The following is a 25,029-nucleotide window of genomic DNA, read 5'->3' as shown; positions in this document are numbered from 1 at the left end:
TACCGGCAGATACGACAAATATGCTATGCTTTTAACAGGAATGGAAAGGGGAATGACGATGACACAACATACACTTTCAGCAGCGCAGCAACTGGATGCGAATGACCGATTCGCAGCTTATCGTAACGAATTTTACATACCGGAAGAAACAATCTATATGGATGGGAATTCCCTCGGTTTGTTATCCAAACGGGCAGAACGCACATTATACAAACTGTTGGAATCTTGGAAGACACTCGGAATCGATGGATGGACAGAAGGGGAGCATCCTTGGTTTTATATGTCTGAGACAATCGGAGAGAAAATGGCGCCACTCGTCGGTGGGGCGGCCGCAGAAGTGATTGCGACAGGCTCGACGACAACCAACTTGCATCAGCTTGTGTCAACGTTTTATAAGCCTGTCGGCAATAAAACCAAAATCCTCGCTGACGAATTGAACTTCCCATCTGATATTTATGCACTGAAAAGTCAGTTGCGTTTAAAAGACTATGATGCGGACACGCATTTAATCCAAGTCGCAAGCCGTGATGGCCGTTTTCTTGATGAAGACATGATAATTGAGGCGATGACGGAAGACGTGGCGTTAATTGTACTTCCAGCCGTGTTATATCGGAGTGGACAAGTGCTTGATATGGAAAAACTATCGAAAGCGGCGAATGACCGTAATATCCCAATTGGTTTCGACCTTTGCCATTCTGTTGGATCTGTCGAGCATTCCCTGCATGATTGGGGTGCGGATTTTGCATTCTGGTGTACGTATAAGCATTTGAATGGCGGCCCGGGTTCTGTCGGTGGGTTGTTCATTCACGAGAAGAATTTTGGTAAAGCGCCTGGACTTGCCGGATGGTTCGGTTCGAAGAAGGAAGCGCAATTTGATATGGATCATACAATGGACCCAGCAATCGATTCAGGTGCCTACCAGATTGGCACACCGCATGTGTTAAGCCTCGCGCCGGTAATAGGCTCACTGGAAATGTTCGAGGAACTCGGCATGGCTGCGATACGTGAACGGTCATTGAAACTGACAGGTTATATGCTGGAGCTGATTGATCAGGAACTGTCTGAAGCAGGATTCACAATTGGTAACCCTTTGGACGAAACGCGTGGGGGGCATTTATTGCTCGAGCATGCGGAAGCGGCCCGAATCTGTAAAGCATTGAAGAAAGACGGCGTCATTCCAGATTTCCGTGCACCGAACGGCATCCGTCTTGCACCCGTCGCATTATATAATACGTACGAAGACATTTGGCATACCGTCCAGAAACTAAAAACAATCATGAATGAAAAACGGTATGAACAGTTTGAAAATAAGCGAAGTGTCGTCGCATGACGGGTAAATGGATCGATATTTCACAGACATTGCATAATGGAATTGCCGAATGGCCTGGCGATACACCTTTCACGTACGAAGTTGCATTCGCTAAAGCGGACACCGGTTCCGTAAATATTGGTAAAATGACGACGAGCACCCATATGGGTACGCATATCGATGCGCCTTTTCATTATGATGACGCAGGAATTAAAGTGCATGAACTGCCGATTGATGTCTATATCGGAAAAGCGGTCGTCATTGACGTCTCGGGTCTTGATAGCGTTGGTTATTCCAACTTGGAAGCACACGATTTCGGTGGGGCTGAGCGTGTTTTATTGAAAACTTCCAGCCGCCCTAATGCGGATGTGTTTCCACAATCATATACTGTATTGCGTCCAGATATTGGTCCATTACTGAAAGAACGCGGTGTGAAACTCATTGGTGTCGATACGCCGTCCGTCGATTCCGAGCATAGTAAGACACTCGATGCACATCATGCGTTGTACGCGAATGACGTCCTTATCCTGGAGAACATCGTCCTGGATGAAGTCGAGCAAGGTGAGTATGAACTAATTGCATTGCCATTGCCAATTGCGGGGGCAGATGGAAGTCCAGTCCGCGCAGTAGTGAGGAGACTAGGAAAATGAGTGAAAAAGGCATCCATACAGATTTTAAAGACAATATGACATATGGTGAATATCTGCATTTGGATAAAGTGCTATCCAGCCAAGAACGACTATCCGGCCATCACGACGAAATGCTGTTCATTGTCATCCACCAAGTAAGTGAATTGTGGATGAAACTTATTTTGCACGAACTAAACACAGCTATCGAATCCATCGAGAAAGATGAATTGCCTGAAGCGTTTAAAATGCTTGCGCGCGTATCCCGCGTGCAGACACAAATCATCCAGGCGTGGGATGTCCTCGCGACACTTACGCCGGCCGAATATATGGAGTTTCGCGATAGTCTCGGCCGCGCATCAGGGTTCCAGTCGTACCAAAACCGTCTTATCGAATTCGCACTTGGCTACAAGCAACCGCATATTTTGAAAATCTACGAGAAAGATCCGGAGCTTGCGAGTAGCTTAACTGCGGCATTCCAAGCGCCTGGCATTTACGATGTCGCGATCCGCGCTTTATCACGTGCAGGATTTGCCATCAATCCAGCATTGCTGACACGCGATTTCTCCGTCACGTACGAAGGAGACCCAACCGTAGCCGCAGCCTGGCTTGAAGTATATCGGGACGTCGATACATACTGGGATCTCTATCAACTCGCAGAGAAGCTCGTCGACATCGAAGACAGCCACCAGCAATGGCGCTTTCGCCATATGAAAACGGTCGAACGAATCATCGGTTTCAAAACGGGGACAGGTGGCTCATCTGGCGTGAACTATTTAAAATCCGTCCTCGACCATCAATTCTTCCCTGAACTATGGGATGTCCGGACAAAGTTATAAGAACATCAAAAGACTGCCGATTGCTGGCAGTCTTTTTACGTAATTGCTGATTGGTCAAAAGCACTCAACGCGACAAAGCACGTCCCAAAACAGGAACTCCCCGCGCCAAAAGTCCATAACTCCCAGCAGAAGTCCAAAAGTCCACCCAGAAGTCCATAACTCCCCCGCAAAAGTCCAAAAACCCACAAAAAGACTCCGCCAACGAAACTCCACTGGCGAAGTCACAATCTCTCTTTACTACTTTTACATGTCAACTTCTGCTAACGCAGTGCGTTGTGTGGGCGTTACGTATAACCAACCCGACTTAAACATCTGCAGATCGGCCAAATTCTCCAAACCCGTTGAATCAGCAATGAACCCGTCGAAATGATTGCTCATCGACTGTAGGAACCCCTCCTCGAACCGTTGTGACCCATTGCCCCAACCTTGGATTGCCCACGGATGCACATAACCCATTCGTCCTGACCTGTTCAACTAGAGGCGATGCGAACAACATACTGCGCCATTATACGAATTCTTCTTGCTCTTCATCTACAGCAGCCTGCTTTCGCAAGCGTTTAGCATTTCGTGAATCGGCCTTATCTCCAATATAGTATCCAGCAACCCAACTGATGACTGGAAAAATGAAATCACCACCATCACTGACATTGTATCCTTAGAATATTCTGAACTCCGGTTAGAGGTGTGTGCGGGCGCATCTTCAAACCTTCAGTAAATCTTAAGAAATAAGATGCATGAATCTTCATCTTCCTAGAGGATAATAAAGTTATTACTTAAAAAGGTGTGAGTTTATGAAGAAAGTACTTATGATTCTACTCATTGCAGGACTAGCTATCCTAGTATTAATGCCGAAAAATGAAGCAGTATCCCTTACACAAAATGCTAAAGCAGCCATTATCCTGAATGCGAGCACGGGGAAAATCATCTATGAAGACAATTCCAAGACAGCGTTACCGATCGCGAGCCTGTCTAAGATGATGACTCAATATATTGTCCTTAATGCGATAGAGGACGGTCGCATATCTTGGGACAGCCTCTACACGCCCTCCACAGCAGCGTTAAACCAACCCGCGAACGCAGTGAAATTGGACATGCAGTCAGGAGATACGTATACAGTGAATGAATTATTCACGGCCATGACTGTCATTTCCGCAAACGACGCAGCGATTGCCCTTGCAGAAGTGGTCAGCGGTTCTGAGGAATTGTTTGTCGAAGAGATGAATAACTATGCGGAAAAAATAGGCTTGGATCAGACCCATTTCATCAATGCAACAGGTTTGGATGAGGATGAAACAAATCTTGCTTCAGCACGTGATGTGGCAGCGATTGCAAGCGTCTTAATCGAAGAACATCCCGAAGTTTTGCAGTTTACAAGTCTGACGGACTTCACGACGAGTGCAGGCGTCAAACGATGGTCTACAAACCTTATGTTGCCAGGAATGCCTGAAGCAATGATCGGCATGGATGGCCTAAAGACGGGTTACACCGAACTCGCTGAATCATGCTTTGCCAGTACTGGTGTCTATAACGGTGAAAGGGTTATTACGGTCGTTATCGGTGTCACAGCGGATGGGGATGACACAATAAAACCGCGCTTTGAACTAACACGAGAATTGATTGACAGCTATGTGTTGAGTCAACAATAACCAGCCCTGAACATGCTATACTGGATGCAACTCGTTCTTAACTAGCAAAGGGGTCGATAGAAGATGAATCAAAACGAAATCTCCGAGTGGCTGAATAAATTACCACTCCTGCAACAGATTATAGACAAAAACGAAGTGCTATGGGTAAATCCCTTAAATGGTCATAGCGATGAAGGAATCAGCCAATCAGGCATTACGGCTGCAGATGTCAAGGACGCAAGCGAGCGGTTGAGGCGTTTCGCATCGTATATTCAAACCGTTTTTCCGGAAACTCGGGAAGCGGGGGGGATCATCGAATCACCAGTAACGGAAATTCCGAAGATGAAAACAGCTCTTGCTGACAAATACGCCACGGATATTCCCGGAACACTATTGCTCAAACAGGACAATGCCCTTCCGATTTCAGGGTCTATTAAAGCGCGTGGCGGCATCTATGAAGTGCTTAAGCATGCAGAAACACTCGCGTTGCTACATGGACTGATTACAACTGAAGACGACTATGCCAAATTTGCAGAACCGGAATTCAGAAATCTGTTTGCTAAGCATAAAATCGCTGTCGGATCGACGGGAAATCTCGGTTTGAGCATCGGCATCATGAGTGCACAGCTCGGCTTCAATGTTACGGTTCATATGTCAGCGGACGCCAAGCAGTGGAAGAAAGACCTGTTGCGTGAAAAAGGTGTGACGGTTGTCGAATATGCGGACGACTATAGCAAAGCGGTCGAAGAAGGAAGACGTCAGGCGGATGCAGACCCGCTCTGTCATTTCGTTGATGATGAAAACTCAATCGACCTATTCCTCGGGTATGCCGTCGCAGGCGAACGTCTCGCTGCACAAATGGAAAAGCTCGGAAAGACTGTCGATGCAGATCATCCGTTATTCGTCTATTTACCATGTGGAGTAGGCGGGGGACCAGGCGGTGTCGCATTCGGATTGAAACTACAATTCGGCGATAACGTCCATTGCTTCTTTGCGGAACCAACACATGCACCATGCATGACAATCGGTATGATGACAGGATTGCATGACCAAGTTTCCGTAGCCGACTTCGGTCTAGATAATCATACCGCCGCTGACGGTCTCGCGGTCGGCACGCCCTCCGCTTTCGTCGGAAAGAAGATGGAGCCATTACTTGCTGGTTGTTACACCATCTCAGATGAAACAATGTTTGAACTGTTGACGCTGATCGCAGACACAGAAGAAATTCGCTTGGAACCATCCGCACTTGCTGGTATGACAGGCGCTATTCAAACAATCGGCAATGAAGTGCCCTCTGCACATTCACCAAATGCGACTCACCTCGTTTGGGCGACAGGCGGCAGCATGGTTCCAGAAAACGAAATGGATATTTACTACGGAATCGGCAAAGCAGAAAGCAGGAAATAATCGGTATTTCCCGGGAAATCGACAAGATACGGGAAATAACTTGCGGAATTAAAAGAATACTTATCATTTGAAAGCAGGTTGAAGCGTTGCGACATTTACGGTTGCGACGCTTTTTTAAATCCTTGATTCTACGTAAGTTAAAAAGAAAACGTTTGCACGCAATGAAAATAGGGAATACAAGGTTAGACCTAAAAAGAAAGTGGAGGATGAATGCATGAGTTCCCCAGTGGACGATCAATCAAAAACACATTGCAACACAGAATATGATTCATTGAAAAGAGTTATCCTGTGCCAACCGCAATATATGGCAATTGAAGACGTCATCAATGATGTACAGAAAAAATACAAAGACGAAAATATCGATATAGATAGAGCAATGAAACAACATACAGAATTCGAACGTCTTTTGCGCGCACATGGCGTAGAAGTAATTAAGCTGCCGACTTCTGAAAAGTTCCCAGAACAAGTCTTCACACGTGATATCGGCTTCACGGTTGGGGATGAAGTGTTCGTTGCCGAAATGGCGAGCGACATTCGTAAAGGTGAAGAGGAAGCATTGGAAGACTTTCTTGAAGAAGAAAATATTGACTACCAGACGACTGATCACCGTGTTGAAGGTGGAGACGTCATCGTCGATGGTGACAATGTTTACATCGGTATTAGCAGCAGAACGTCCGAACAAGCGGTAAAAAATATACAACGTGATTTGCCGAAACACAATATTATCCGCGTGCCGTTCAACGAGAAGTATTTGCATCTGGATTGTGTATTCAACATCTTGTCACCTGAAGTCGCACTCATTTTCCCTGAAGCGTTAGATCCGGAAATGGTTAAGACGTTGTCTGAGCGGTATACGTTAATTGAAGTGAATGCCAAAGAGCAGTTCTCACTCGGCACAAACGTTTTGTCCATTGGGGACGGAAAGGTATTCAGCCAACCTCAAAACAAAGAAGTAAACAAAGCAATGCGCGCCCACGGATTCGAAGTCATCGAAATCGACTTCTCTGAAATCATCAAGTCCGGCGGATCGTTCAGATGCTGTTCAATGCCGTTGGAACGTGAATAAGTACTAAAATGCAGTCAGGGACAATCCGTGTAAGACCGGTTGTCCCTGATAGCTTAATTAATGTCATTTAAAGTCCCGTAGTCGTGCAAGAGCTGGCGAATCGGTACATAAAGCGAGCTTTAAAGTCCCATAATCGTGCAAATTCCGGCCAGTCAATACATTAAACAAGTTCTTTCCCGTCCCTCTGAGTTACTATTACTACTCATCATCTTTCGTGTTGATAAATCAAAATGAACCCCACATTAAAAAAAGGACTATCCATAGATAGCCCTTGCCTTCAAACGTCCGACTCTACGATATGATTCGTCTCATGCATTGAACTCTCATAAGCGACCAATGTCACTCCAAGTTCGTCCTCCATCTCACTCAGCATCTTCAACTGCTCATCATTCAACTCGGCCATCGGCGTACGATCCGGCATCATAACGCAACACTCCATTCCTGTTTGCGGTTAGCGTATCCAGATTTGAGTGGAGTATGCGAGTTCAATCATATAAAATGTCTTTCAATTCGATCTGCAGCTCAGAGAAAATGAAAGAGCTTAACGTATTTGCACTACCAAAAACGCCGCGATTCGCATAACGACCATCCGACAACCCATACACCTCGATTGTCCGATTTAGCGGATCTACAAGCCAATACTCCCGAACACCAGCACGTTCATACAAATTGAATTTTTGGTTTCGATCTTTAAGTGCAGTCGAAGGGGACAAAACTTCCACAATTAGATCAGGACATCCAATCGCACGACGCTCACCAATTAACTCCTTTAGGCAAAAAACAGATACATCCGGTTGAACAACCGTAAAGTCATCCGAATTATCCAGTTGCACATCAAAAGGTGCGACAAACACTGAGCAACCATCTTTCCCAAAATAACTGCGCAATGCAAAAAATAACTCGCCTACAATTCGTTGGTGGGAAGGTGATGGGGCGGGCGCCATATTATAAGGAATACCATCAATTAACTCCCATTGACCTTCCCAATGACTGACCTCTTTAATCATGAGTTTCCGATTAGAATCCGTCTCCGCCATTCCACTCAACTCCTTAACTTTGAATTTATTCTACCATAAATCATCTGTATCGTTCTGAAATATACAAAAAATCCACAGACGCGCACTAGTGCTCCGTGGATTTCATCTCGGCCATCGGCGTAGAATCCCGTATCATAGCGTACATAGCGTAACACTTCATTCCTGTTTTCGGTTAAGGAAACCAATTGGAGGTGGGATATACTGATGCTGACTTTATACAAGAAAACTCCTGATTGAAGTGAATTTGTTCAATTAACATTTTCGAACTTGCATAGAAGGATTGTCCTTTCCTTTTTTGCTTGGCTGCTGGTGTCTAAACCAGTTCGGTCACTCTTACCATCCTATTACCTTAAGTGATTCTTAAAGTAATCTTTTATATTTCATTCGCATGGATAGTACCGGTGTTAGTGAACCTTGATAAGAACTATAATTGTTTTTCACAAGATATTTACCGTTTATTGTTATTCTTTTAAGTTCAACATTCCGTGGGAGGAGAAATATTTTACCTAAAGTTTTATTGGACGATACTTTAAATGTTTTTATCTCAAAACTTGTTGGCTTTTTTAGCCCTATAATGACTAGAGGAGTTGTAAGCTGAACCCTTAATGGTTTTAGATAATCAATATATTTTTCATATGTACCCACTGCATTGTCAAAGCCACCAACACTTCGCATTTCATCCATAGCGCAAATTATTACTCCTATTTTAGACTGAACTGCTTTTTGTACATGGTTTAGTTCACTGGCAATAACAGGTTTCATAAGATTCCATGCCGCACTCCCAGAGTGATTAAATGCAACTTCTACTGATATAGGTTCTTTAGCAAAGTCCAGTCTCCAGTTTTTATTCTTATACCTACTGTCATTAAAGATATAAGGTTCCTTCAACCACCTATTTGCCATGAAGCGTTGTTTAAGTAGAACATTTAATGCCATAGAAATACTCTTTTGCTTATTGATATAACTAGTAAAATGAAGATTAATAATATCTTTTTCGGTAATATTGTCTATGATATCTTTTATTTCGTTCCACAATGGAAGACAATCTGTGTCATGTGCCATTACTAGTAATCCATTTCGGTGTGAATAAGCTTCAAATTCCATGAAATATTTTGCCTTCTTTCTAGTAGGTAATTATATATTACTAACGGAAAGTAATTTTCGACAAAAAGCTGATGTTAGATACTGAATAATGACCTTGATGTACCGGATATTTAATCTTTTCCCGGCTGTTTGATGATTTGTCCAACTACTTCCTTATCCAACCAAAACGCCTGCTTAGTAATCATCCGTCCGTCTGGTAACGGAACCTGATCACTACCATCTTTGCCTTTCGGACGTATGTGGCATAACCCATTAAATTTCGGCTTCGGAAGGTTATTATTGACGATAGTTCTTGTCTTTTGTCGCACAGGCATAAGTTCAATCCCTTCCTGAATCAAATCCTGTACATGGGAAAAGAAATCTTTTAATCTGCCTTCGATTTCAGACATAGGCATGTTCCACAGAGTTATTCCTTGGAAAAACAGTTTCCTATTTGGGTTTTCCTTTGCTGTCTCTTTGTATTTAAAAACAATAAACAGTAGTTTTGTTTCCGAAAAGTATTCATTCAGCCAGCTGTCTTCCCAGTTTTCATTTGCCCATTCGACAAAGTCGATATTTCTAAATGACATATGTTCTTTTGGAATTCCGTTTGGTTCAAGTCTAACTGTCTTCAACTGAATATTAGCCTTCGCAAATTCGTCAATTTGTTCAAGTCTTGTACCCTTGATTCCCAATAGATTGCTAATAAAGAGTTGAAGGAAGCTTTTCGATTTATGGTTCACCTCTATTCCGGCTATTGCAGAAATTTCATCCAACGACTTTCCTATGAATGGTTGAAATTTTTCATTGAGGATTTCCAATAAGGTCTTCTTTTTGAGTTCCGCAGGGGATGTGATTCTTACTAAGTCATCCTGGGAAATGATTTTTCTAATTAGAACAGTCATATAGCTTTGCTTAAGTGAGTATGCTCGTTGCATAGCAGAAACGTTGTTGAATGGTTGTGCTCTTAATGAGTTCTTATTTGCACCCTTCGTACTTGCTGCAAGGTAATTTGTATCTGCCTCAGAAAGCTCATGAGCAAGACCTGCCTTGATTTTATTATTGATTAACTGCCAATCTTGTTTGATAATCTCCAAATCTTCTTCGGTGAATTTATGTAGATGGGACTTGATAATCCTGTAATCTGCTCTTTTTACTTCAGGAAGCCATTTATAAAACATCAATAGGATTTCCTTGTTTTTATTCCAGAAACTTGATGTGTCAAATGTGGTATTCGCTTCAGACATATAATTGATGATATTGAGAACCAATCTTTCTTTTGCTGAGAGAGTGCCGTTTTTATTCTCTTTGACAGGTGTTACCTTCAATTCAATTCCAAGATGTGCAAAATCCGGCTCACTAATGGAGTTCACTTGATAGCCGAAAAAGCTTTCTTCGATTATCTGACCTAATTGACCCTTGGATCTTTCATTTTCTATTCTGCCGCTTTGGTCAATATCACCGAATGTTCTTCCTTCTGCCTGCCGAGCCTTATACATTAACTCTTCTTCACTTTTATAATGCAAAAGACATCCCCCCTACCAATCGTTTCCAATATTCTAACACAAAAAAAGCCGATACCTAAGTATCAGCTTAAAGTTAGTTCCAATTGAATATCAGTAGGACGGCTTTCTTTTTCAATCTCTTCAATACGTTTGCCCATAATTTCAATAAGCCCAACTACAAGTGCATTTCCCATACAGAAATATCTCATTCGATTGGACATTCCAGCTGTCCAATGATCGGGGAAACCGTTCAATCTTTCACATTCCAAAGGCGTCAAAAAACGTTTTCGCCCATTCACTTCGACTATGTGGGTACTTCTATTGATGGATCCTTCACTAGTCAGCATAGTCCGGCCAGGCTTGTCCAGTTCATCCATTGGAGACATACCGCCTTCGGAGAAGCTATATTTATGCCCGTCCGCAGTTGTCCGCTCAATTTTCTTTGGCCCTCTTAGATAACGGAACTTTTCTTCTTCTTCAGGGGAAAGATAGAATTTGTCCTCAACTTGGTTCTCGTCTATGAGTATATCTTTCAGTGGGATGGGTTTCTCCAATACGGGATCAACATGGGCGGTGTATATTCCTCCATTTCTCATGATACCTGCAGTATGGAAGTTCAGTGAATAACTGTCCGAAATATCAACAATATCTTCGGGAAGTACATCTGTGTCAACTCGGTTTTTGTAGGGTTCCTTATTTACTGGGAATGACTTTGCAAAGAATCCCTCTTCAAAAACAATATTGCTGTCTTCTAGTTCCCGTTGAGTGTCTTCGAAAGGAATCCCATTTTTATATGCAAAGATAAAAACTCTTCTTCTTCTTTGTGCAAAACCATATTCGGCAGCGTTGATTACACGCCACTCCACGCTATAATCTAAATCACGGAAAGTTGCCAACATGACAGCGAAATCCCGACCTCTTTGAGAAGAAGGTGATTTGAGCAATCTATCGACATTCTCCAGTAATACATACTTTGGATGTGCGCTTTCGATAACTCTTTTAATTTCCCAGAATAGTACCCCTTTTTTTCCTCGAATCCCTTGTTCTCCTGAAAGAGTTCGAGCAACGGAGTAATCTTGGCATGGAAATCCTCCTACTACCATATCCGGGGCTAGTTCTTGGAATGTATCATTGGTTACAGTTGCGATATCTTCATTACTGTGAATTCCACTATGAAAGTTTCGTGCATAACAATCAAAAGCATCTTGAGCCTTTCTGGAAGGCTCCCATTGGTTACCCCAAACGACGTCGAAAAGACTTGAATTAGCTTTCTCCAATCCTCGGCGAAAACCACCAACGCCAGCGAATAATTCAATGACCTTTAAAGTATTGCTGTCAGACATTTTCGAACACCCTTTCGGTCCTTTTCTCCATTATAACCTATTCCGACAAAAAGATCAAGATCAAAGTTTGCTGAAATGAACTTATTTTTCATTTGCGTATTGGAAATTTTTCTAGTTCGCGGGATTCATTGTATCATCTGCCAAGAAGCGGAGCTGATTTTCTTGGAGCTCTGCTTTTCTTAATCTCTTATCATAAGGCAGGACATTCCCTGATTAATCGGGAAGATAGATTACAAAGAAGTAAGTTTGGAGTGATTAAAATGTTCATCGTTAACACTGAAGCAGCCCTATACAAAGATGGCCGCTATTTACTTTGCAAACGAAGCGAGAAGGAAGAACACGCGCCTGGTGGGATTGGGTTAGTTGGTGGAAAAGTTGAGTTGGAAGGGGCTTCACCAGATATTTTAGAGCATACGATTGTGCGGGAAGTGGCGGAGGAAGTGGGACTAGTCATTGAGGGGCGCCCGCGTTATGTGCATAGTACAAGCTTCGTGACGGACCAGGGGGAGCCGGTTGTGAATGTGATCTTTTTATGCGAGGAATTCAGTGGTGAGCCTTACGCAGTCAGTGCTGATGAGGTGGCGGCTGTGTTTTGGATGACGTCTGAAGAGGTGTATGCTCATCCTGAGGCTGCGGAGTATTTGAAGGATTATATTCGAAGAGCGGAAGATGTGAGGTGTTTTCGTGCTACATGCCGAATCTAGGAAAGGAGAGGTGATTTCATGAACAGCAAAAAAAGTTACATATTTTATATTGTGTTGATATTAATTCCTTTAGCTTACGGATTTCTAGTAAATAATTTAATGATACCGTTATCGCCTTTTTTCGCGCAGTTGGTATTCCTCGTATTCTGGTTCTACGTCGGTTTCCGATTTTCTAAGTTGAATATGGCAGCCTGGAAAAGTTTCTTGCTAGGAAATGTAGCATGGCTTATTTCTTTCATCTTGTTCGTTTGGCAATTTATTGTGCTGGATAGTGCATCAAGGAGTATGGAATTGGCATTGTTATCGCAGCACTATATGCTCGCGTTTGTTTTCGGTGCAGCTAGGCTGTTGCCATTCATGAGTAATGGGACGACGATTATATTCAATGCGTATATCTTCATGCTAATCACATTCACGCTAGGGTTTTTGATGAAAAACGAAATAGGGAGAAGTAAAGCACATGGTTAGCTTGCAATTATTCATTTATTGCCGGCTGGCTATTTCTTTTCTACACACATAAAGCCATATTAAATAACTGAACTGAATCGAAAAGTACCCCCTTCAATCGATTGAAGGGGATACTAGCCTTGAATTTTGTTAAATAATTCCGTCTTTCTTCAATTCTTCAATTTCATTTTTGCTGAGATGAAGATGTTCAGAAAGATATTCTATTGTATGTTCGGAAAACTTGGGGCCTAATGAATTAACCTTACCGGGTGTTTTTGAAAGCTTGGCCAACACGTTCGGCATATTCATTTCACCAAACTCATCGTCTTCAACCTTAATAAAGGATTCTCTAAATTGATAATGTGGATCTGAGTAAATTTGAGCCACGTCATACATCGGGCCAACGACTGCACCACTATCATTTAGAATATTCACGACATCTGTCAAATCTCTTTCGCCAATCCATTCAGAGATGATTTTGTCTAGCTCTTTTACATGCTTCAATCTATTTTTGTTCGTACTAAACTTTTCGTTTTGTAGTAAGTCTTCTCTATCAATGGCGCGACACAAGTTTTCAAATATGGATTGCGCACTTGCTGATAATGCAACCCAATTATCGTCTCTTGTTAAATAGGAATTTCTTGGCGCAGTTTGTGAACTCCCATTTCCGACTCGTTGGGCAACGACTCCTAATTGATCGTAAGCCAGTAGATGAGGCTCTAATAGTCTCATTAAGGGTTCATATAAGGATAGATCAATTACTTGGCCCCTTGTTCCGTTATTCTGTTTGGAATAGGTTGCAATCATAATCATCAGAGCGCCAGCTATCCCACTAAGCCCATCGGCTAAAGGGATCCCTGGTAAAATGGGTGGACCAGTTGACTCGCCATTGATTGATGTAAACCCGCTCATCCCTTCTGCTACAGTTCCAAATCCTCTGCGATTGGAGTATGGACCTTCTTGTCCGAAGCCTGAAACTCGCAATAAGATTAAATCAGGGTTTATTTTCTCTAATTCCTCCCAAGATAAATTCCACTTTTCTAGTGTTCCAGGTCGGAAGTTTTCAATTAAAACATCGGAGTCTTTTAAAATTTCTTTTAGAATATCTTGACCTTCAGTTTTACTCAGGTTAAGAGTGATTGATTTTTTATTTCGATTCAAACTCTTCCAAAAAACGGATTGTCCACCTTTTTGAGCGCCATATCTTCTTGCATGATCCCCGAAAACTGGATGTTCAATTTTTAGAACTTCCGCTCCGAAATCCGCAAGATGTGTGCTTACCCAAGGAGCAGCTAACATGGTAGAGATGTCAACGATCTTTAAATCTTTCAACGGTAAAAGTTCACTCATCTTATTTGCTCCCTTCACTAAAACCGTATTGTATCAGTGTTTTCTTCGAGGCTTCATAGTGTGGATAATCAATCATCTTTCCTTCGAATGTCGTAGAGGCTCTTCCATTTTGAATTGCCTCTTCAAATACAGCGACAAGTTCTTGCATACGAATTAAAGATTCCTTTGATGGCGCAAATGATTCGTTTAATATAGCTACTTGGGCAGGGTGTATACAACTGCTCCCTTCATACCCAATCTCGTATGCTTTCTCGGCACTTTTTCTGAATGCCACCAAGTCTTTGAAGTTTGTAATGGAACCAACTAATCCCATTGGTTTTATTCCATTTAATTTCGATAGCATAATTAGTTTAATACGCAAGTAATCTAAGTACTTTTCGGTTTCAGGGCTATAAATAAAATTGAACTCACTAGTTAAGTCTTCCATTCCGTACGAAGCTGTATCGATCTTGGACGAACAACTAAGAATTTCTTCTAAATTGGTATAGCCTTTAATGCTTTCTATTAAAATGCTGATGTTGAATGTTGCATATTGCTCAGGATCCATGTGTTTTTGGAGAAAACTCAATACTTTTAGTAGTTCTTCTGCACTTTCAACCTTTGGAAGTACAATTCCATTGGCAGTTGATTTCGACACTGCAAGCAGGTCTTCTTCCAAGTTTTGATCGTTATTGACGCGCACATATACGACCAACTCTTTTGTCTTCAGCATATCGACTGACTTTTTAACTAAGTCTCTAGCCGTTGCTTTATTGGAAGAAGGAATGCTATCTTCCAAGTCCAGTACATACAAGTCGGCATTTCTTGTATGTGCTTTCTCTATAAATTTAGGTTCATTTACTGGTAGGACTAATCTAGAGCGATAAAGTCTTTGTTCCATAAAATCCCTACTTTTCTATTCTGTATTTAATGTTCTCGAAATGTGTTCTCAAGTTGTTTTTAGCAAGTTCACAGTCCTTATCGATAAGAGCGTCTATAATTCGTAAATGCTCTTCGTTAACTTTAGACGAAAACTGTTCTTTGCTGAAGCTATGTTCTCTAGCTTCATTAATTAAGTCAATATTTAATTCGATAAAAGAGATCAAAGCCATATTTTTTGTAATTCTGGCTAATGACAAGTGAAAATCATATTCTTTTTTCTTCTGGGCCATTAAGATGAGATCCTTTCTTAACGCTCTCAACTCTTCTGAATTGTCATTTCTACAAATAATATCGATGATGCCCAATTCTACTATTTGTCTAGCTTCAATTAAATCCACTATTTCCGCTTTCTTCATGTCGGTTAAAAAGTTTCTTTCAGTGAGACTTAAATTAGAAATTTGCTTTCGTAGAATTCTTCCCCCACCTGGTATCGTTTCGATAATACCTTGCGATTCTAAAATTCTAAGTGCATCCCGGAGTGTTCCTCGCGAGATGCCGAGTTCTTGAATTAACGCCCTCTCAGAAGGGAGTTTTTCATTTAATTTATATTCTTCGGATTCGATTTTACCTTTAAAAATCTTGATAACTTGTTCATAAAGCCTTGTGTATTCGATTTTCATATCGTTCGCTCCATTGCTATTTTTAATATAAGTATAGCAAATTGATCGACTGTATGAATTTCTTAAGCTGTTTTGTCCTTACGATATAGCAAAATAAATCCTAAAATTGCTGCTATGGAACTAAATAGATACGCCGGAAATTCTAAGAGGTCTTTACTTTTTAACACAACCTCTGAATTCATGAAGAGTAAGCCAACCATTTGTCCTATTACCATGAGTAGGCCAACGCTGATAAATATGATTAAAGAAATGTTGAATACTGTTTTCATAAGACTCCTCCTATCAGATTAAGTGAATAGTGGTAACCAACCAACAGCCAATAACCATGCAATGAATGCAATCGGAATAACATAGTATACAATCAGGGGCACGAATGTTTTTACTGGATCAGCACCTGAAATTCCACTTGCTATAAAGATCGGTGCACCACCTGGAGGAGAAGCCCCTTCTGTTGAAGCGAATACTAATACGACAACAGCCGCTACTACCGGGTCAATCCCTGATGAGACTAATGCAGTGAAAGCAACTGTACCTATGGCAGTTACTGTAGCTGTAGCAGTTAGTGGAGTTGCTACTATGACAATTAACAACCCAACAATTAGCGCCATTAATCCTGGCGATAAATCTAATGAGCCCATCATTGTTCCGAGCTCATCAGCTAATCCTATCCTTTTTAACACATCACTCGCAGAAAATGAGAACAAAAGGATTACTCCGATTAAACCAAAACTTGGGATAGACTTTTCCAAGAAGCTCATAAAAGCTTTTGGTTGTTTCGGAATTGACTTCCATCCAACAATAATTGTAATCAACGTAATAATCATTGGGACCCAGACGATAATTGAAATGGATTTTAAAGCTTCTTTACTAATGATTGTTCCCTCAATAAATTCAGAGACAGGACCAATTGTGACCATGACGGGAATCAAGATGCCCAAGAAGATGATTAAAGAGGTCCATCCTTTTTTTAAGGAACCAATAAAGGAATCTTGACCTGCCCTTTCAACTTTTTTTATCTTACTTCTTTTAACAAACCAAAAAATGACGATTAAACGATAAATTAATGTATAAAATCCTGCTATAAATAATGCTACATATAATTGACCTTCTGTGACTACAGCACTTATTGAAGCTGCTCCCAACAAGATGAACATTGAGCCGTTAGGTGGAAAGGATATACCCATTCCGGCATTCCCGGCTGCAATTGTAGCAGACTGTTCTTTTGTCCAACCGGACTTGTTCATCCAAGGAATTGTAATAGCACCTACAGTTGCAGTATTACCGGAGCCCGAGCCGGAAATAGTACCGAAGATTGCTGATGCGATCGTGTCAACATAAGCTGCTCCGCCAGGTAATTTACCAAATACTGAGTTTAGTATATTAATGAGCTTCTCAATCAATCCTGTTTGTTCAATCAAAAATGCCATAAAAACGAAGGACATTGCAGCAAACAGGACCTCATGTGTGGCACCGAAAATGAATCCATCTTTTATCAATGTGAATACTTCTTTTCCCCCAAATAAAGCGGTTACAATAAAGCCTACAATCATTGCTTCTCCAATATTTCGTTTTACTATTACCACCCAGGCAATAATAAGCAGTACATAAACTATTAAAGCTATCGTTGCTATTCCCATAACGCTCCCCCTTTTGACTGGTATACTGGTAGGACCAGTTAGATTGTATTATATTTTGTGTGAATGTATAAGTCAATACTAAATTGTTCAAAAATATTGTATATGGTAAAATCACTGGGTTTATTTGGCTAAAAAATTATTTAATAGATTGTTTAACGTAGACAAACTATTGGGCAGAAAAACCCTCAATTAGAATCTGTGAAAATCGATTACTGCAAGTTACAGATATATCCTATGTAACTTCTCCTTCAATCTTTTCATGCAGCTAATGCACTGTCAATCAAATATCTCATATTCTATCTCCCCCTTGACCTTCAAGTAACTTCAAGGTGTACTATCAGAACTAGGGGGTGTTCAGTGTGGAGCAGTTCTTGACGATACAGGCGTTTTCGGAAAGGGTTGGCATTGCGAAGAGTGCGATTCGGTATTATGAATCGGAAGGTTTATTGGGCGCTGTGAAGAGAAATGCGAGTGGGTATCGGTTGTATGAGGAGGGGCAAGTTGAAATTGTCCGGTTGATAGCGAGTTTGCGGATGGCAGATATAGCGATTACGGACATTAAACGATATGTAAATGAAGCGAGTGAAATAGAGCGACAACAGATGATGAGTGAGTGGATTCGGACGATCAAAATGAACAGGACGTATTAGCTGCAAGTTTGCGTTATTTGGAAAGTGACTCACTTGATGACAAGATATATTTGATAGAGAAAGCTAAAGAATCGGTTATCTGGTTTCGAGCGACTTCAGGCATCGGGCAGTTTCGTGAGCACTTCATGGAAAGAGTAGCGGAATTGAAGAAGCATAAGGTTATGATTCAAAATAGTTATTTGAAATACGAGTCGGGTTCAGATTTGATTGAAGCAAGTATTGGTTTTGGTGTTCGGGTAGATGCGGATTTTAGAGGGCTTACAGGGAATGCTCGTATCGAAAAAGTGGCGCCTGCGATGTATATTGCAATGCCATTTACGGGTTCTTTCGATGATATTCGGTCTGGGTATGAAAAGTTATTAAAGTATGCCGAAGACCATGGATGGCAACCGTTTGGCCCATTGCTGGAGTGGTATCGGGGAGCCAATTTGGCAACTGTCGATCTGCTGTTGCCGGTCATAGAAATGACGGAGAGGGGAGAATGGTAAATGAATCGATATAAGGAGTTGTTCGTAAAGGTTGTAGATTTAAAGGGAGACGCCTACTCTATCGGGGTGAAGCAAGGAAGAGAAATACGGGACAGTCATTTATCTAACCAGCTTGAGCAACTCCGTGAAATGGCGGTTGATGTCAATAGTGAAACAGCCAAGTTTTCATTGAAACGTTTTTCACCTACTCTGTTGAACGAATTAGAAGGCATAGCCGAAAGTGTGGAGATGGATCCCGATGAAGCCGTTCGATTATATAGCGGATTTAATCTGGCATTTCCTTCGATGGGCTGCACAGCATTCGTGCAAAATGGCTATTATGTGCGTAATTATGATTTTAGTCCGGAGTTGTATGATGCGAGACTTGTTTTCACGCAGCCGCAAGATGGTTATAGCAGTGTCGGGTTTAGTCAACAGGTGATCGGTAGGCTGGACGGGATGAATGAGAAAGGCCTTGTCGTCGGTCTCCACTTTGTGAATAGTGATCATCGAAGTGAGGGGTTCATGGCGACGACGATTGTAAGGATGCTGCTAGACAACTGTGCGAATGTGGAGGAGGCTACGAGTCTGATCAAGTCGATTCCGCATGGTTATTGTTATAACTACTCAATGGCGGATTCGAGCGGGAGAGCGGTTCTCGTAGAAGCATCTCCTGAACAGGTATTCGTCAAGGTGAAGAATCCACTAATCTGTACAAATCATTTTGGTTCAGCAGAATTGATGGGGATGAACAGAGACGTAATTGAGAGTTCGAAGAAACGAATGCTGCATGTGAGTAGTTTATTGAATAAAGATATGACGGCGTTCTCGGCCTACGAACACTTCAATGATACCGACTCACCTTTGTTTTATCAGGATTATAAGAACTACTTTGGCACGTTACACACGGTTGTTTATTCACCAAATGATCTATCCTTGCTTATAGGAATTGGCGGGAATTGTGAGCCCATTCCATTATCTCTTAAAGAGTATTTGAAGGGTGAGGCAGAGTTCCCTGACTTTCTAAGTGGGATGATTTTAAATGAAGATTAAAAAGTCAAACAACATCTAGCGGTTATAGTATAATTTTCGTAACTAGATAGAGGAGGCAATGCTGACATGAAGAGGAATCTATTTCTATCATCTGTTTTGACTGTGCTCGTATTGTTGGCGGCGTGTACCAATCCGGTGGCTCCATCCGAACCGCAGGCAATTGGCAATCCTACTCCGAAAGATTATTTGAAATACGAGAATGCCGACATTTTTTTATTGAATGGTATCGTCCATTCGAATATGGAAGACGTGGAATGGGTACAAGAATTGGCGTATACGCTAGGTGAAGAAGTCGGTGAAATTACAAAGCAAACCAACAGTGCACAGGAATTTGAAAATGGTACATCGAATAAGTTACCAGTAGGCACGAAAATATACCGGACAGATACGCCTCTTTACATTGCGATAGTGAACGGTAAGGAAATCCGATATATGGAAATGTTAGAGGGCTGACAAGGTGAAAGTAGGGAAGACGTACAATGAAAAATGAAAAACGAACGCGTGCTCAACGCATCATTCATTTTGCGACGATTATCGGCATCCTCGCTTTAGCCATTCCAGCAGGATTCAATAAAGCATTCATACCTCTTATCCTGGCACTTATGGGCGTCAATCTGTTCAATGGAGCAAGACGTTTTTCGAAAGGGAAGGTGCTCGTCATGCTCGGAATTGTGAGCGCATTGCCGGTAATTGTGTATGTGACGTTGGTTGGTGTGCGTTAAGCACCTGTTCATCCAAACTTAGCTGTAATCGAAAGGTAGTGTCTCATGAAAAGCATACTGGTACTAACGCTTTCAGCCATGCTGTTGGCTGCTTGTACAGTTCCTGCAGTTGACGAATCACCAAAAGAAGAAAACGGGGATGGACAGGTAACAGAAAATGTTACGGATGAAAGTACGGAAGTGCAAAACGAGGAGATTAGTCCAGCGACTAGCAAAGAAGATTACCTCGATAAGCTAAATGCCATGGAAGAAGCGGATAAGAAAGAAGAAGCTAAAACGACAACGGTGGATATGATCCAACAAGAAGAGGCGAGATTAAAGAGATGGGATGAGGCGCTAAATGAAATTTATGAAGTGCTGAAAACTCAGCTCACTACGGACGAGATGGAGAAGTTAAGGATCGAGCAACTGGACTGGCTAGAGGCGAGAGACGTAACCGCTAAAGAGGCTTCGTTAAAATTTCAAGGCGGTTCAATGGAGCCGCTTGAGTACGTAGCTACCCAAGCGACACTGACGAAAGACAGATGCTATGAGGTAGTGGTGGAATATATGGAATAATCTTGGAGTAAGCACGCAGGCTTTTAAAAATAGTAATAAGAAATACCCCATCTTATTGTTAGCAGTTTAGATAGGATGGGGTATTTCCGTTTAAATATGCCAGTTCCCAATGAGAAGAATGGTTTTTTGAAAATTCTATGCCCAGTAGAATCCTTGATTCAACCAACAGTTGATACGCTATCCGGAAACTATATGCTAGGCTAAAGCTAACAGTGCGCGCTGAAAATTATTGGGAGGTTTTTGGGGATGTTGGATATGCGAAAGATTGGAAGTTATATTTCAAAGTTACGAAAAGAGCAAGATATGACACAGATGGAAGTTGCAGACCGGTTAAATGTGAGTCATCAGGCGGTGTCGAAGTGGGAACGGGGAGAGTCTCTTCCTGATATTGGAACGTTAGTAAACGTTGGTCAATTATTTGGTGTGTCAGTGGATGAGTTGATGAATGCAGGAGATACAAACGATAGTCCGACATACGTGCATAATCTTGGCGGGATGATGACCAGTTTCACGCAGGGGCGCCGAGAAGTCGTTGCCGACATGATTAATAGGGGGGAAGCGGATTTGGATGGACTGGTCGAGGTGGCACCTTTACTGAAGGCAAGTGAATTATCGGAAGTGACGGAGCGAGTCGATCAGCATTTGTTTAAATCCGATTTACTCGTAAAACTAGCACCGTTTTTGGAAACTGAGCTACTGGATGGGTTGGTTCTACAGGCAATGGAAGAGGATTATGATGTGAAAACAATTCGCCGCTTAGCACCTTTCTTAGGAAGAGATGTACTAAATCAGTTAATGGACAAGTTAACTATAGGTGATGTGGATATAAAAGCTGTGCGTTCTTTGGCTCCTTTTATAGGACGGGAGCGTGTAGATCAACTGATTGAGAAAGTGATACACGAAAATCTGCAGTGGGACATCGTTGTCAGTTTGGCGCCGTTTTGTAGTAGGGACATGCTGAACCGCTTGGTGGAACAAGTGGTGGATGGCGAATTGGATTCGAACTATCTTGTTTCACTTGCACCTTTTATGGGTCGTGACAATCTTAAAAAACTTGTAAGTGCAAAGGAAATTGGGAAGCTTAATCCGGAAATCATTTCACAATTGGCACCGTTTGTCGATAAGGAAACATTATCCGGTTGGATTCAGGAATTGCTAGCTGGGAAATGAAGAATAGAAACTAAAGTCGAGTCGGTAAGCGACATATCTTGTCCCTCTCCGTAATACATTAAAGGAACAATGTATCGAGAGGATGAGGTGTTGAAACGGACTATTTTATTCACGGCGACGTTCGTTGTAGGGATGATATTAGGAATCATTGTGACGGTTTTCATGGAGACATTATAAGTAGAAAAAGCAGAGTCCGCTTACATGGACTCTGCTTTTCACATTACACCATTCCTAAAACCAATCCAGCTAATGCGCCGGTAACAACGACAATCCAAGGCGGAAGCTTCCAATAGGCAAGCATGCTGAATAGAATTGCAACAATCGCAAAATCCACGGGCTCGAAAATGGAGCTTGTCCAGATTGGTAAATAGAAAGCGGAAATTAGAATGCCGACAACAGCTGCATTGACACCCATAATAGCGCCTTTAATGTTCGGGTTTTTACGCAAGCTATCCCAAAACGGCAAGGCACCTAGAATGAGTAGGAAAGCAGGTAAGAAGATGGCGAAAGTAGCGAAAAGACCACCTGTCCAACCTTTCATAACGGTTCCTAAATACGCCGCAAATGTGAATAAGGGACCTGGAACTGCTTGTGTCGCCCCATAACCAGCTAAGAACGATTCCTCGTTAATGAATCCCGTCGGTACGAATTCTTGTTCAAGCAACGGCAAGACGACGTGGCCCCCACCGAACACAAGAGCACCTGATCTGTAGAAACTATCGAACAGGGCGATCCAATAAGAACCGGTCCATTCGCGGATAATCGGCAATGCGAATAGTAATGTGAAAAATAAAAGCAGACAAAATGCCGCAATTTTTTTTGAGATAGGGAAGCCTGCATCCATATCATCGTCCATTTCTTGATGCTTATATAATAGAAATCCAATGAAGGCCGCGACGAGTATGACGCCGACTTGTGTGAAAGCCGATTGGAACAGCAATGTACCGATGAGTGCGAATAACGCAATGGCTTTCCGTCTATTATCTGGCGTCAGGTTTTTGGCCATACCGATTATGGCATGTGCAACGACCGCGACTGCGACCAGTTTAAGTCCATGAATCCACCCCGCGTCGCCCAAGTCAAAATGGGTGATGAGTAAAGCGAAAAGAATGAGGGTTATGACAGATGGTAACGTGAATCCGATGAACGAAACGATACCACCAAGTACACCTGCGCGCATGACACCGACTCCGATACCGACTTGGCTACTCGCAGGGCCAGGAAGGAATTGAGATAAGGCGACAAGGTCCGCATAGTTTTTTTCCGTCATCCACTTTCTTCGTCTTACATATTCCTCATGGAAATAGCCTAAATGCGCAATAGGTCCGCCAAATGATGTCAACCCGAGCTTTGTGGACGTGAACAGGATTTCTAGCAATGCGCTAGCACCGTGTTTTTCTGTCGTTCTTTTCATTAGCCACACCTCTTGAAAAGTAATCTAAAATGTATGTATGTTGGTTCTTAACATACTATAAGTAGAGTTATTTTTGCATGAATTTACAAAACCTTTACAATGCAGATTAACGGATATCCAGTCTTTTCAAAGGATTTGTTCAAATCCCATACACATATATGAATACGGGCGATTCTCCCACCTTGATAGTTAAAGAATGCCTTGCTATGATTGTCCAATAATTAAAAGAAGGAAATTGCTTCAGTAGGAGATTGCTATGGGTAAACAAACACTTACATTAGTGCTATTGCTCACTAATTTATTTATTGCATTTCTAGGAATTGGACTTGTCATTCCCGTATTGCCGACATTGATGAACGAACTGCACATTTCAGGAGAAGTCGTCGGCTATATGGTTGCGGTTTTTGCAGTTGCCCAGCTTATTGTGTCCCCGATTACGGGTCGGTTAATTGATAAGATTGGCCGGAAAATTATGATTGTCATTGGTTTGTTCATCTTCAGTGCATCAGAATTGCTGTTTGCGATTGGTGAAGGTGTTCCTGAACTATTCGCTTCTAGGGTTCTCGGCGGTATCAGTGCGGCTTTCATTATGCCTGCTGTTACAGCTTTCATTGCTGATATTACGACGAATGAAACCCGTTCAAAAGCGCTCGGCTATATGTCTGCAGCGATCTCGACAGGTTTCATTATCGGACCTGGAATCGGTGGTTTTTTAGCAAGCTATGGTACAAGGGTACCGTTTTTCTTTGCGGCGGGTCTTGCATTGTTCGCAGCGATTTTCTCGTGGATTATGTTAAAAGAACCTGCACGTCAAATCGTTGAAGAACTAGATGCAAAGAAACCGGGGTTGAGTCGGATTTTCGCACCCATGTATTTCATTGTTTTTGTTATCATTTTTGTACTGTCATTCGGGTTGGCGTCGTTCGAGGGGGTTTTCAGCCTGTTCGTCGATCATAAATTCGGTTTCACACCAACAGATATCGCAATCGTCATTACAGGGAGCGGGATTGTTGGTGCAGTAGCGCAAGTGTTACTATTTGATCGGTTAACAAAATGGATGGGTGAGAAGAGGTTGATTCTTTGGAGTCTCGTGTTTTCATCTGTCATGGTCGGCATGATGACACTTGTGAATTCATATTTCAGTATACTATTTGTAACGATGATTGTCTTTGTCGGTTTTGACCTCATTCGTCCTGCGGCAACATCGCATTTATCAAAAATTGCTGGAAACGAACAAGGCTTTGTCGGTGGGATGAACTCGATGTTCACGAGTCTTGGAACTGTATTTGGACCGATTATAGGCGGAAAGCTATTCGACGTCGATGTGGATTTTCCATTCTACTTCGCTGCAATCGTCCTTGTGTTAGGTTCGGTCATGACGTACTTCTGGGTGCGGAAGGGTCCGAAACATGTACGTATACGATAAGACATAAAAAAGTCCGCTAATCGGTTACTAGATTAGCGGGCAACTTAGGT

The 25,029-nt window shown here is 42.1% G+C and carries 28 protein-coding genes; 16 read left to right on the top strand and 12 right to left on the bottom strand.

Annotated features, from left to right (window positions below; translation table 11 throughout):
• Positions 1-58: 58 nt before the first annotated feature.
• Genes kynU through kynA form a run of 3 tightly spaced genes read left to right on the top strand, consistent with a single transcriptional unit; the run spans position 59 to position 2,774 of the window.
• The gene (gene kynU / locus QWT69_RS16360) at positions 59-1,330 is read left to right on the top strand and encodes a kynureninase (RefSeq protein WP_317967485.1); all 1,272 of its coding nucleotides are present in this window, start codon (positions 59-61) and stop codon (positions 1,328-1,330) included.
• Entirely contained in the window at positions 1,327-1,959 is a 633-nt protein-coding gene (kynB, locus tag QWT69_RS16355) for an arylformamidase (RefSeq protein WP_317967483.1), read from the top strand. Before kynU ends, kynB begins: the two co-directional genes overlap by 4 nt.
• Positions 1,956-2,774: a tryptophan 2,3-dioxygenase gene (gene kynA, locus QWT69_RS16350; protein ID WP_317967481.1), complete on the top strand. Its 819-nt coding sequence runs from the start codon at positions 1,956-1,958 to the stop codon at positions 2,772-2,774. Before kynB ends, kynA begins: the two co-directional genes overlap by 4 nt.
• A gap of 243 nt (positions 2,775-3,017) precedes the next feature.
• Here kynA and QWT69_RS16345 read toward each other — a convergent pair whose 3' ends face one another.
• Positions 3,018-3,152 carry a hypothetical protein gene (locus QWT69_RS16345; protein WP_317967479.1) on the bottom strand — a complete coding sequence of 45 codons (135 nt, stop codon included), beginning with the start codon at positions 3,150-3,152 and terminating at the stop codon, positions 3,018-3,020.
• 413 nt (positions 3,153-3,565) lie between these two features.
• Between QWT69_RS16345 and QWT69_RS16340 the strand changes: the two genes are divergently transcribed.
• The 3 genes from QWT69_RS16340 (at position 3,566) to QWT69_RS16330 (ending at position 6,872) form a co-directional block, all read left to right on the top strand.
• Positions 3,566-4,420, top strand: coding sequence for a D-alanyl-D-alanine carboxypeptidase family protein (locus tag QWT69_RS16340; protein WP_317967477.1), 855 nt, complete (start codon positions 3,566-3,568; stop codon positions 4,418-4,420).
• A 63-nt stretch (positions 4,421-4,483) separates the two neighbouring features.
• On the top strand, positions 4,484-5,806 hold the full coding sequence (gene dsdA, locus QWT69_RS16335; RefSeq protein WP_317967475.1) for a D-serine ammonia-lyase: 1,323 nt from the start codon (positions 4,484-4,486) through the stop codon (positions 5,804-5,806).
• Between the two features lie 214 nt (positions 5,807-6,020).
• Positions 6,021-6,872 carry a dimethylarginine dimethylaminohydrolase family protein gene (locus tag QWT69_RS16330; protein ID WP_317967473.1) on the top strand — a complete coding sequence of 284 codons (852 nt, stop codon included), beginning with the start codon at positions 6,021-6,023 and terminating at the stop codon, positions 6,870-6,872.
• Between the two features lie 277 nt (positions 6,873-7,149).
• Here QWT69_RS16330 and QWT69_RS16325 read toward each other — a convergent pair whose 3' ends face one another.
• The 5 genes from QWT69_RS16325 to dcm all read right to left on the bottom strand — a co-directional run bounded on the left by QWT69_RS16325 (position 7,150) and on the right by dcm (position 11,840).
• Positions 7,150-7,296, bottom strand: a complete 147-nt coding sequence (locus QWT69_RS16325) for a hypothetical protein (RefSeq protein ID WP_317967471.1) — start codon at positions 7,294-7,296, stop codon at positions 7,150-7,152.
• Positions 7,297-7,357: 61 nt separating this feature from the next.
• A complete protein-coding gene (locus QWT69_RS16320) occupies positions 7,358-7,909 on the bottom strand; it encodes a Uma2 family endonuclease (protein ID WP_317967469.1) in 552 nt (183 codons plus the stop codon).
• A 360-nt stretch (positions 7,910-8,269) separates the two neighbouring features.
• Positions 8,270-9,013: a BglII/BstYI family type II restriction endonuclease gene (locus QWT69_RS16315; RefSeq protein WP_317967467.1), complete on the bottom strand. Its 744-nt coding sequence runs from the start codon at positions 9,011-9,013 to the stop codon at positions 8,270-8,272.
• Between the two features lie 110 nt (positions 9,014-9,123).
• On the bottom strand, positions 9,124-10,518 hold the full coding sequence (locus QWT69_RS16310; RefSeq protein ID WP_317967465.1) for a Sau3AI family type II restriction endonuclease: 1,395 nt from the start codon (positions 10,516-10,518) through the stop codon (positions 9,124-9,126).
• A gap of 62 nt (positions 10,519-10,580) precedes the next feature.
• Positions 10,581-11,840, bottom strand: coding sequence for a DNA (cytosine-5-)-methyltransferase (gene dcm, locus QWT69_RS16305; protein WP_317967463.1), 1,260 nt, complete (start codon positions 11,838-11,840; stop codon positions 10,581-10,583).
• A gap of 260 nt (positions 11,841-12,100) precedes the next feature.
• Here dcm and QWT69_RS16300 point away from each other — a divergent pair, with 260 nt between their 5' ends.
• The gene (locus tag QWT69_RS16300; protein WP_317967461.1) at positions 12,101-12,544 is read left to right on the top strand and encodes an NUDIX hydrolase; all 444 of its coding nucleotides are present in this window, start codon (positions 12,101-12,103) and stop codon (positions 12,542-12,544) included.
• A gap of 18 nt (positions 12,545-12,562) precedes the next feature.
• A complete protein-coding gene (locus tag QWT69_RS16295) occupies positions 12,563-13,012 on the top strand; it encodes a hypothetical protein (RefSeq protein WP_317967459.1) in 450 nt (149 codons plus the stop codon).
• 129 nt (positions 13,013-13,141) lie between these two features.
• Here QWT69_RS16295 and QWT69_RS16290 read toward each other — a convergent pair whose 3' ends face one another.
• The 5 genes from QWT69_RS16290 to QWT69_RS16270 form a co-directional block, all read right to left on the bottom strand.
• Positions 13,142-14,341: a CaiB/BaiF CoA transferase family protein gene (locus QWT69_RS16290; RefSeq protein WP_317967457.1), complete on the bottom strand. Its 1,200-nt coding sequence runs from the start codon at positions 14,339-14,341 to the stop codon at positions 13,142-13,144.
• Between the two features lies 1 nt (position 14,342).
• Positions 14,343-15,221 carry an HpcH/HpaI aldolase/citrate lyase family protein gene (locus tag QWT69_RS16285; RefSeq protein WP_317967455.1) on the bottom strand — a complete coding sequence of 293 codons (879 nt, stop codon included), beginning with the start codon at positions 15,219-15,221 and terminating at the stop codon, positions 14,343-14,345.
• A gap of 7 nt (positions 15,222-15,228) precedes the next feature.
• Entirely contained in the window at positions 15,229-15,882 is a 654-nt protein-coding gene (locus QWT69_RS16280; RefSeq protein ID WP_317967453.1) for a FadR/GntR family transcriptional regulator, read from the bottom strand.
• Positions 15,883-15,944: 62 nt separating this feature from the next.
• Positions 15,945-16,151, bottom strand: a complete 207-nt coding sequence (locus QWT69_RS16275; protein WP_317967451.1) for a hypothetical protein — start codon at positions 16,149-16,151, stop codon at positions 15,945-15,947.
• 18 nt (positions 16,152-16,169) lie between these two features.
• Positions 16,170-17,519 carry a TRAP transporter large permease subunit gene (locus QWT69_RS16270; RefSeq protein ID WP_317967449.1) on the bottom strand — a complete coding sequence of 450 codons (1,350 nt, stop codon included), beginning with the start codon at positions 17,517-17,519 and terminating at the stop codon, positions 16,170-16,172.
• Positions 17,520-17,878: 359 nt separating this feature from the next.
• On the opposite strand from QWT69_RS16270, the gene QWT69_RS16265 reads away from it, so the two are divergent.
• The 7 genes from QWT69_RS16265 (at position 17,879) to QWT69_RS16235 (ending at position 22,139) form a co-directional block, all read left to right on the top strand.
• A complete protein-coding gene (locus tag QWT69_RS16265) occupies positions 17,879-18,169 on the top strand; it encodes a MerR family transcriptional regulator (RefSeq protein WP_317967447.1) in 291 nt (96 codons plus the stop codon).
• Positions 18,133-18,657, top strand: a complete 525-nt coding sequence (locus QWT69_RS16260; protein WP_317967445.1) for a GyrI-like domain-containing protein — start codon at positions 18,133-18,135, stop codon at positions 18,655-18,657. Before QWT69_RS16265 ends, QWT69_RS16260 begins: the two co-directional genes overlap by 37 nt.
• Positions 18,658-19,689 (top strand): C45 family autoproteolytic acyltransferase/hydrolase, encoded by a 1,032-nt coding sequence (locus QWT69_RS16255; RefSeq protein WP_317967443.1) that lies wholly within the window; start codon positions 18,658-18,660, stop codon positions 19,687-19,689.
• 66 nt (positions 19,690-19,755) lie between these two features.
• Positions 19,756-20,142: a hypothetical protein gene (locus QWT69_RS16250; protein WP_317967441.1), complete on the top strand. Its 387-nt coding sequence runs from the start codon at positions 19,756-19,758 to the stop codon at positions 20,140-20,142.
• 26 nt (positions 20,143-20,168) lie between these two features.
• On the top strand, positions 20,169-20,411 hold the full coding sequence (locus QWT69_RS16245; protein ID WP_317967439.1) for a hypothetical protein: 243 nt from the start codon (positions 20,169-20,171) through the stop codon (positions 20,409-20,411).
• A gap of 45 nt (positions 20,412-20,456) precedes the next feature.
• On the top strand, positions 20,457-20,969 hold the full coding sequence (locus QWT69_RS16240) for a lysozyme inhibitor LprI family protein (protein WP_317967437.1): 513 nt from the start codon (positions 20,457-20,459) through the stop codon (positions 20,967-20,969).
• Between the two features lie 246 nt (positions 20,970-21,215).
• On the top strand, positions 21,216-22,139 hold the full coding sequence (locus QWT69_RS16235; protein WP_317967435.1) for a helix-turn-helix domain-containing protein: 924 nt from the start codon (positions 21,216-21,218) through the stop codon (positions 22,137-22,139).
• Positions 22,140-22,359: 220 nt separating this feature from the next.
• Here QWT69_RS16235 and QWT69_RS16230 read toward each other — a convergent pair whose 3' ends face one another.
• Positions 22,360-23,553 carry a chromate transporter gene (locus QWT69_RS16230; protein WP_317967433.1) on the bottom strand — a complete coding sequence of 398 codons (1,194 nt, stop codon included), beginning with the start codon at positions 23,551-23,553 and terminating at the stop codon, positions 22,360-22,362.
• A 256-nt stretch (positions 23,554-23,809) separates the two neighbouring features.
• Between QWT69_RS16230 and QWT69_RS16225 the strand changes: the two genes are divergently transcribed.
• Positions 23,810-24,979 carry an MFS transporter gene (locus tag QWT69_RS16225; RefSeq protein WP_317967431.1) on the top strand — a complete coding sequence of 390 codons (1,170 nt, stop codon included), beginning with the start codon at positions 23,810-23,812 and terminating at the stop codon, positions 24,977-24,979.
• The last annotated feature ends 50 nt before the right edge of the window (positions 24,980-25,029 follow it).

The organism is Sporosarcina oncorhynchi (assembly GCF_033304615.1).
Taxonomy (GTDB): Bacteria; Bacillota; Bacilli; order Bacillales_A; family Planococcaceae; genus Sporosarcina; species Sporosarcina oncorhynchi.
Note: the sequence above shows the minus strand (reverse complement) of the source record. Positions and strands in the feature narration are given on the sequence as shown.

Bases quoted from the DNA above. Each gene is read 5' to 3' on its own strand.
- QWT69_RS16250 (WP_317967441.1), top strand. From the start codon at position 19,756: ATGAAGAGGAATCTATTTCTATCATCTGTTTTGACTGTGCTCGTATTG.
- QWT69_RS16245 (WP_317967439.1), top strand. From the start codon at position 20,169: ATGAAAAATGAAAAACGAACGCGTGCTCAACGCATCATTCATTTTGCG.
- QWT69_RS16340 (WP_317967477.1), top strand. From the start codon at position 3,566: ATGAAGAAAGTACTTATGATTCTACTCATTGCAGGACTAGCTATCCTA.
- QWT69_RS16295 (WP_317967459.1), top strand. From the start codon at position 12,563: ATGAACAGCAAAAAAAGTTACATATTTTATATTGTGTTGATATTAATT.
- QWT69_RS16300 (WP_317967461.1), top strand. From the start codon at position 12,101: ATGTTCATCGTTAACACTGAAGCAGCCCTATACAAAGATGGCCGCTAT.
- kynB (WP_317967483.1), top strand. From the start codon at position 1,327: ATGACGGGTAAATGGATCGATATTTCACAGACATTGCATAATGGAATT.
- QWT69_RS16345 (WP_317967479.1), bottom strand. From the start codon at position 3,152: ATGAGCAATCATTTCGACGGGTTCATTGCTGATTCAACGGGTTTGGAG.
- dsdA (WP_317967475.1), top strand. From the start codon at position 4,484: ATGAATCAAAACGAAATCTCCGAGTGGCTGAATAAATTACCACTCCTG.
- QWT69_RS16255 (WP_317967443.1), top strand. From the start codon at position 18,658: ATGAATCGATATAAGGAGTTGTTCGTAAAGGTTGTAGATTTAAAGGGA.
- dcm (WP_317967463.1), bottom strand. From the start codon at position 11,840: ATGTCTGACAGCAATACTTTAAAGGTCATTGAATTATTCGCTGGCGTT.
- kynA (WP_317967481.1), top strand. From the start codon at position 1,956: ATGAGTGAAAAAGGCATCCATACAGATTTTAAAGACAATATGACATAT.
- QWT69_RS16270 (WP_317967449.1), bottom strand. From the start codon at position 17,519: ATGGGAATAGCAACGATAGCTTTAATAGTTTATGTACTGCTTATTATT.
- QWT69_RS16330 (WP_317967473.1), top strand. From the start codon at position 6,021: ATGAGTTCCCCAGTGGACGATCAATCAAAAACACATTGCAACACAGAA.
- QWT69_RS16275 (WP_317967451.1), bottom strand. From the start codon at position 16,151: ATGAAAACAGTATTCAACATTTCTTTAATCATATTTATCAGCGTTGGC.
- QWT69_RS16290 (WP_317967457.1), bottom strand. From the start codon at position 14,341: ATGAGTGAACTTTTACCGTTGAAAGATTTAAAGATCGTTGACATCTCT.
- QWT69_RS16230 (WP_317967433.1), bottom strand. From the start codon at position 23,553: ATGAAAAGAACGACAGAAAAACACGGTGCTAGCGCATTGCTAGAAATC.
- QWT69_RS16320 (WP_317967469.1), bottom strand. From the start codon at position 7,909: ATGGCGGAGACGGATTCTAATCGGAAACTCATGATTAAAGAGGTCAGT.
- QWT69_RS16315 (WP_317967467.1), bottom strand. From the start codon at position 9,013: ATGGAATTTGAAGCTTATTCACACCGAAATGGATTACTAGTAATGGCA.
- QWT69_RS16280 (WP_317967453.1), bottom strand. From the start codon at position 15,882: ATGAAAATCGAATACACAAGGCTTTATGAACAAGTTATCAAGATTTTT.
- QWT69_RS16325 (WP_317967471.1), bottom strand. From the start codon at position 7,296: ATGATGCCGGATCGTACGCCGATGGCCGAGTTGAATGATGAGCAGTTG.
- QWT69_RS16240 (WP_317967437.1), top strand. From the start codon at position 20,457: ATGAAAAGCATACTGGTACTAACGCTTTCAGCCATGCTGTTGGCTGCT.
- QWT69_RS16225 (WP_317967431.1), top strand. From the start codon at position 23,810: ATGGGTAAACAAACACTTACATTAGTGCTATTGCTCACTAATTTATTT.
- QWT69_RS16285 (WP_317967455.1), bottom strand. From the start codon at position 15,221: ATGGAACAAAGACTTTATCGCTCTAGATTAGTCCTACCAGTAAATGAA.
- kynU (WP_317967485.1), top strand. From the start codon at position 59: ATGACACAACATACACTTTCAGCAGCGCAGCAACTGGATGCGAATGAC.
- QWT69_RS16235 (WP_317967435.1), top strand. From the start codon at position 21,216: ATGTTGGATATGCGAAAGATTGGAAGTTATATTTCAAAGTTACGAAAA.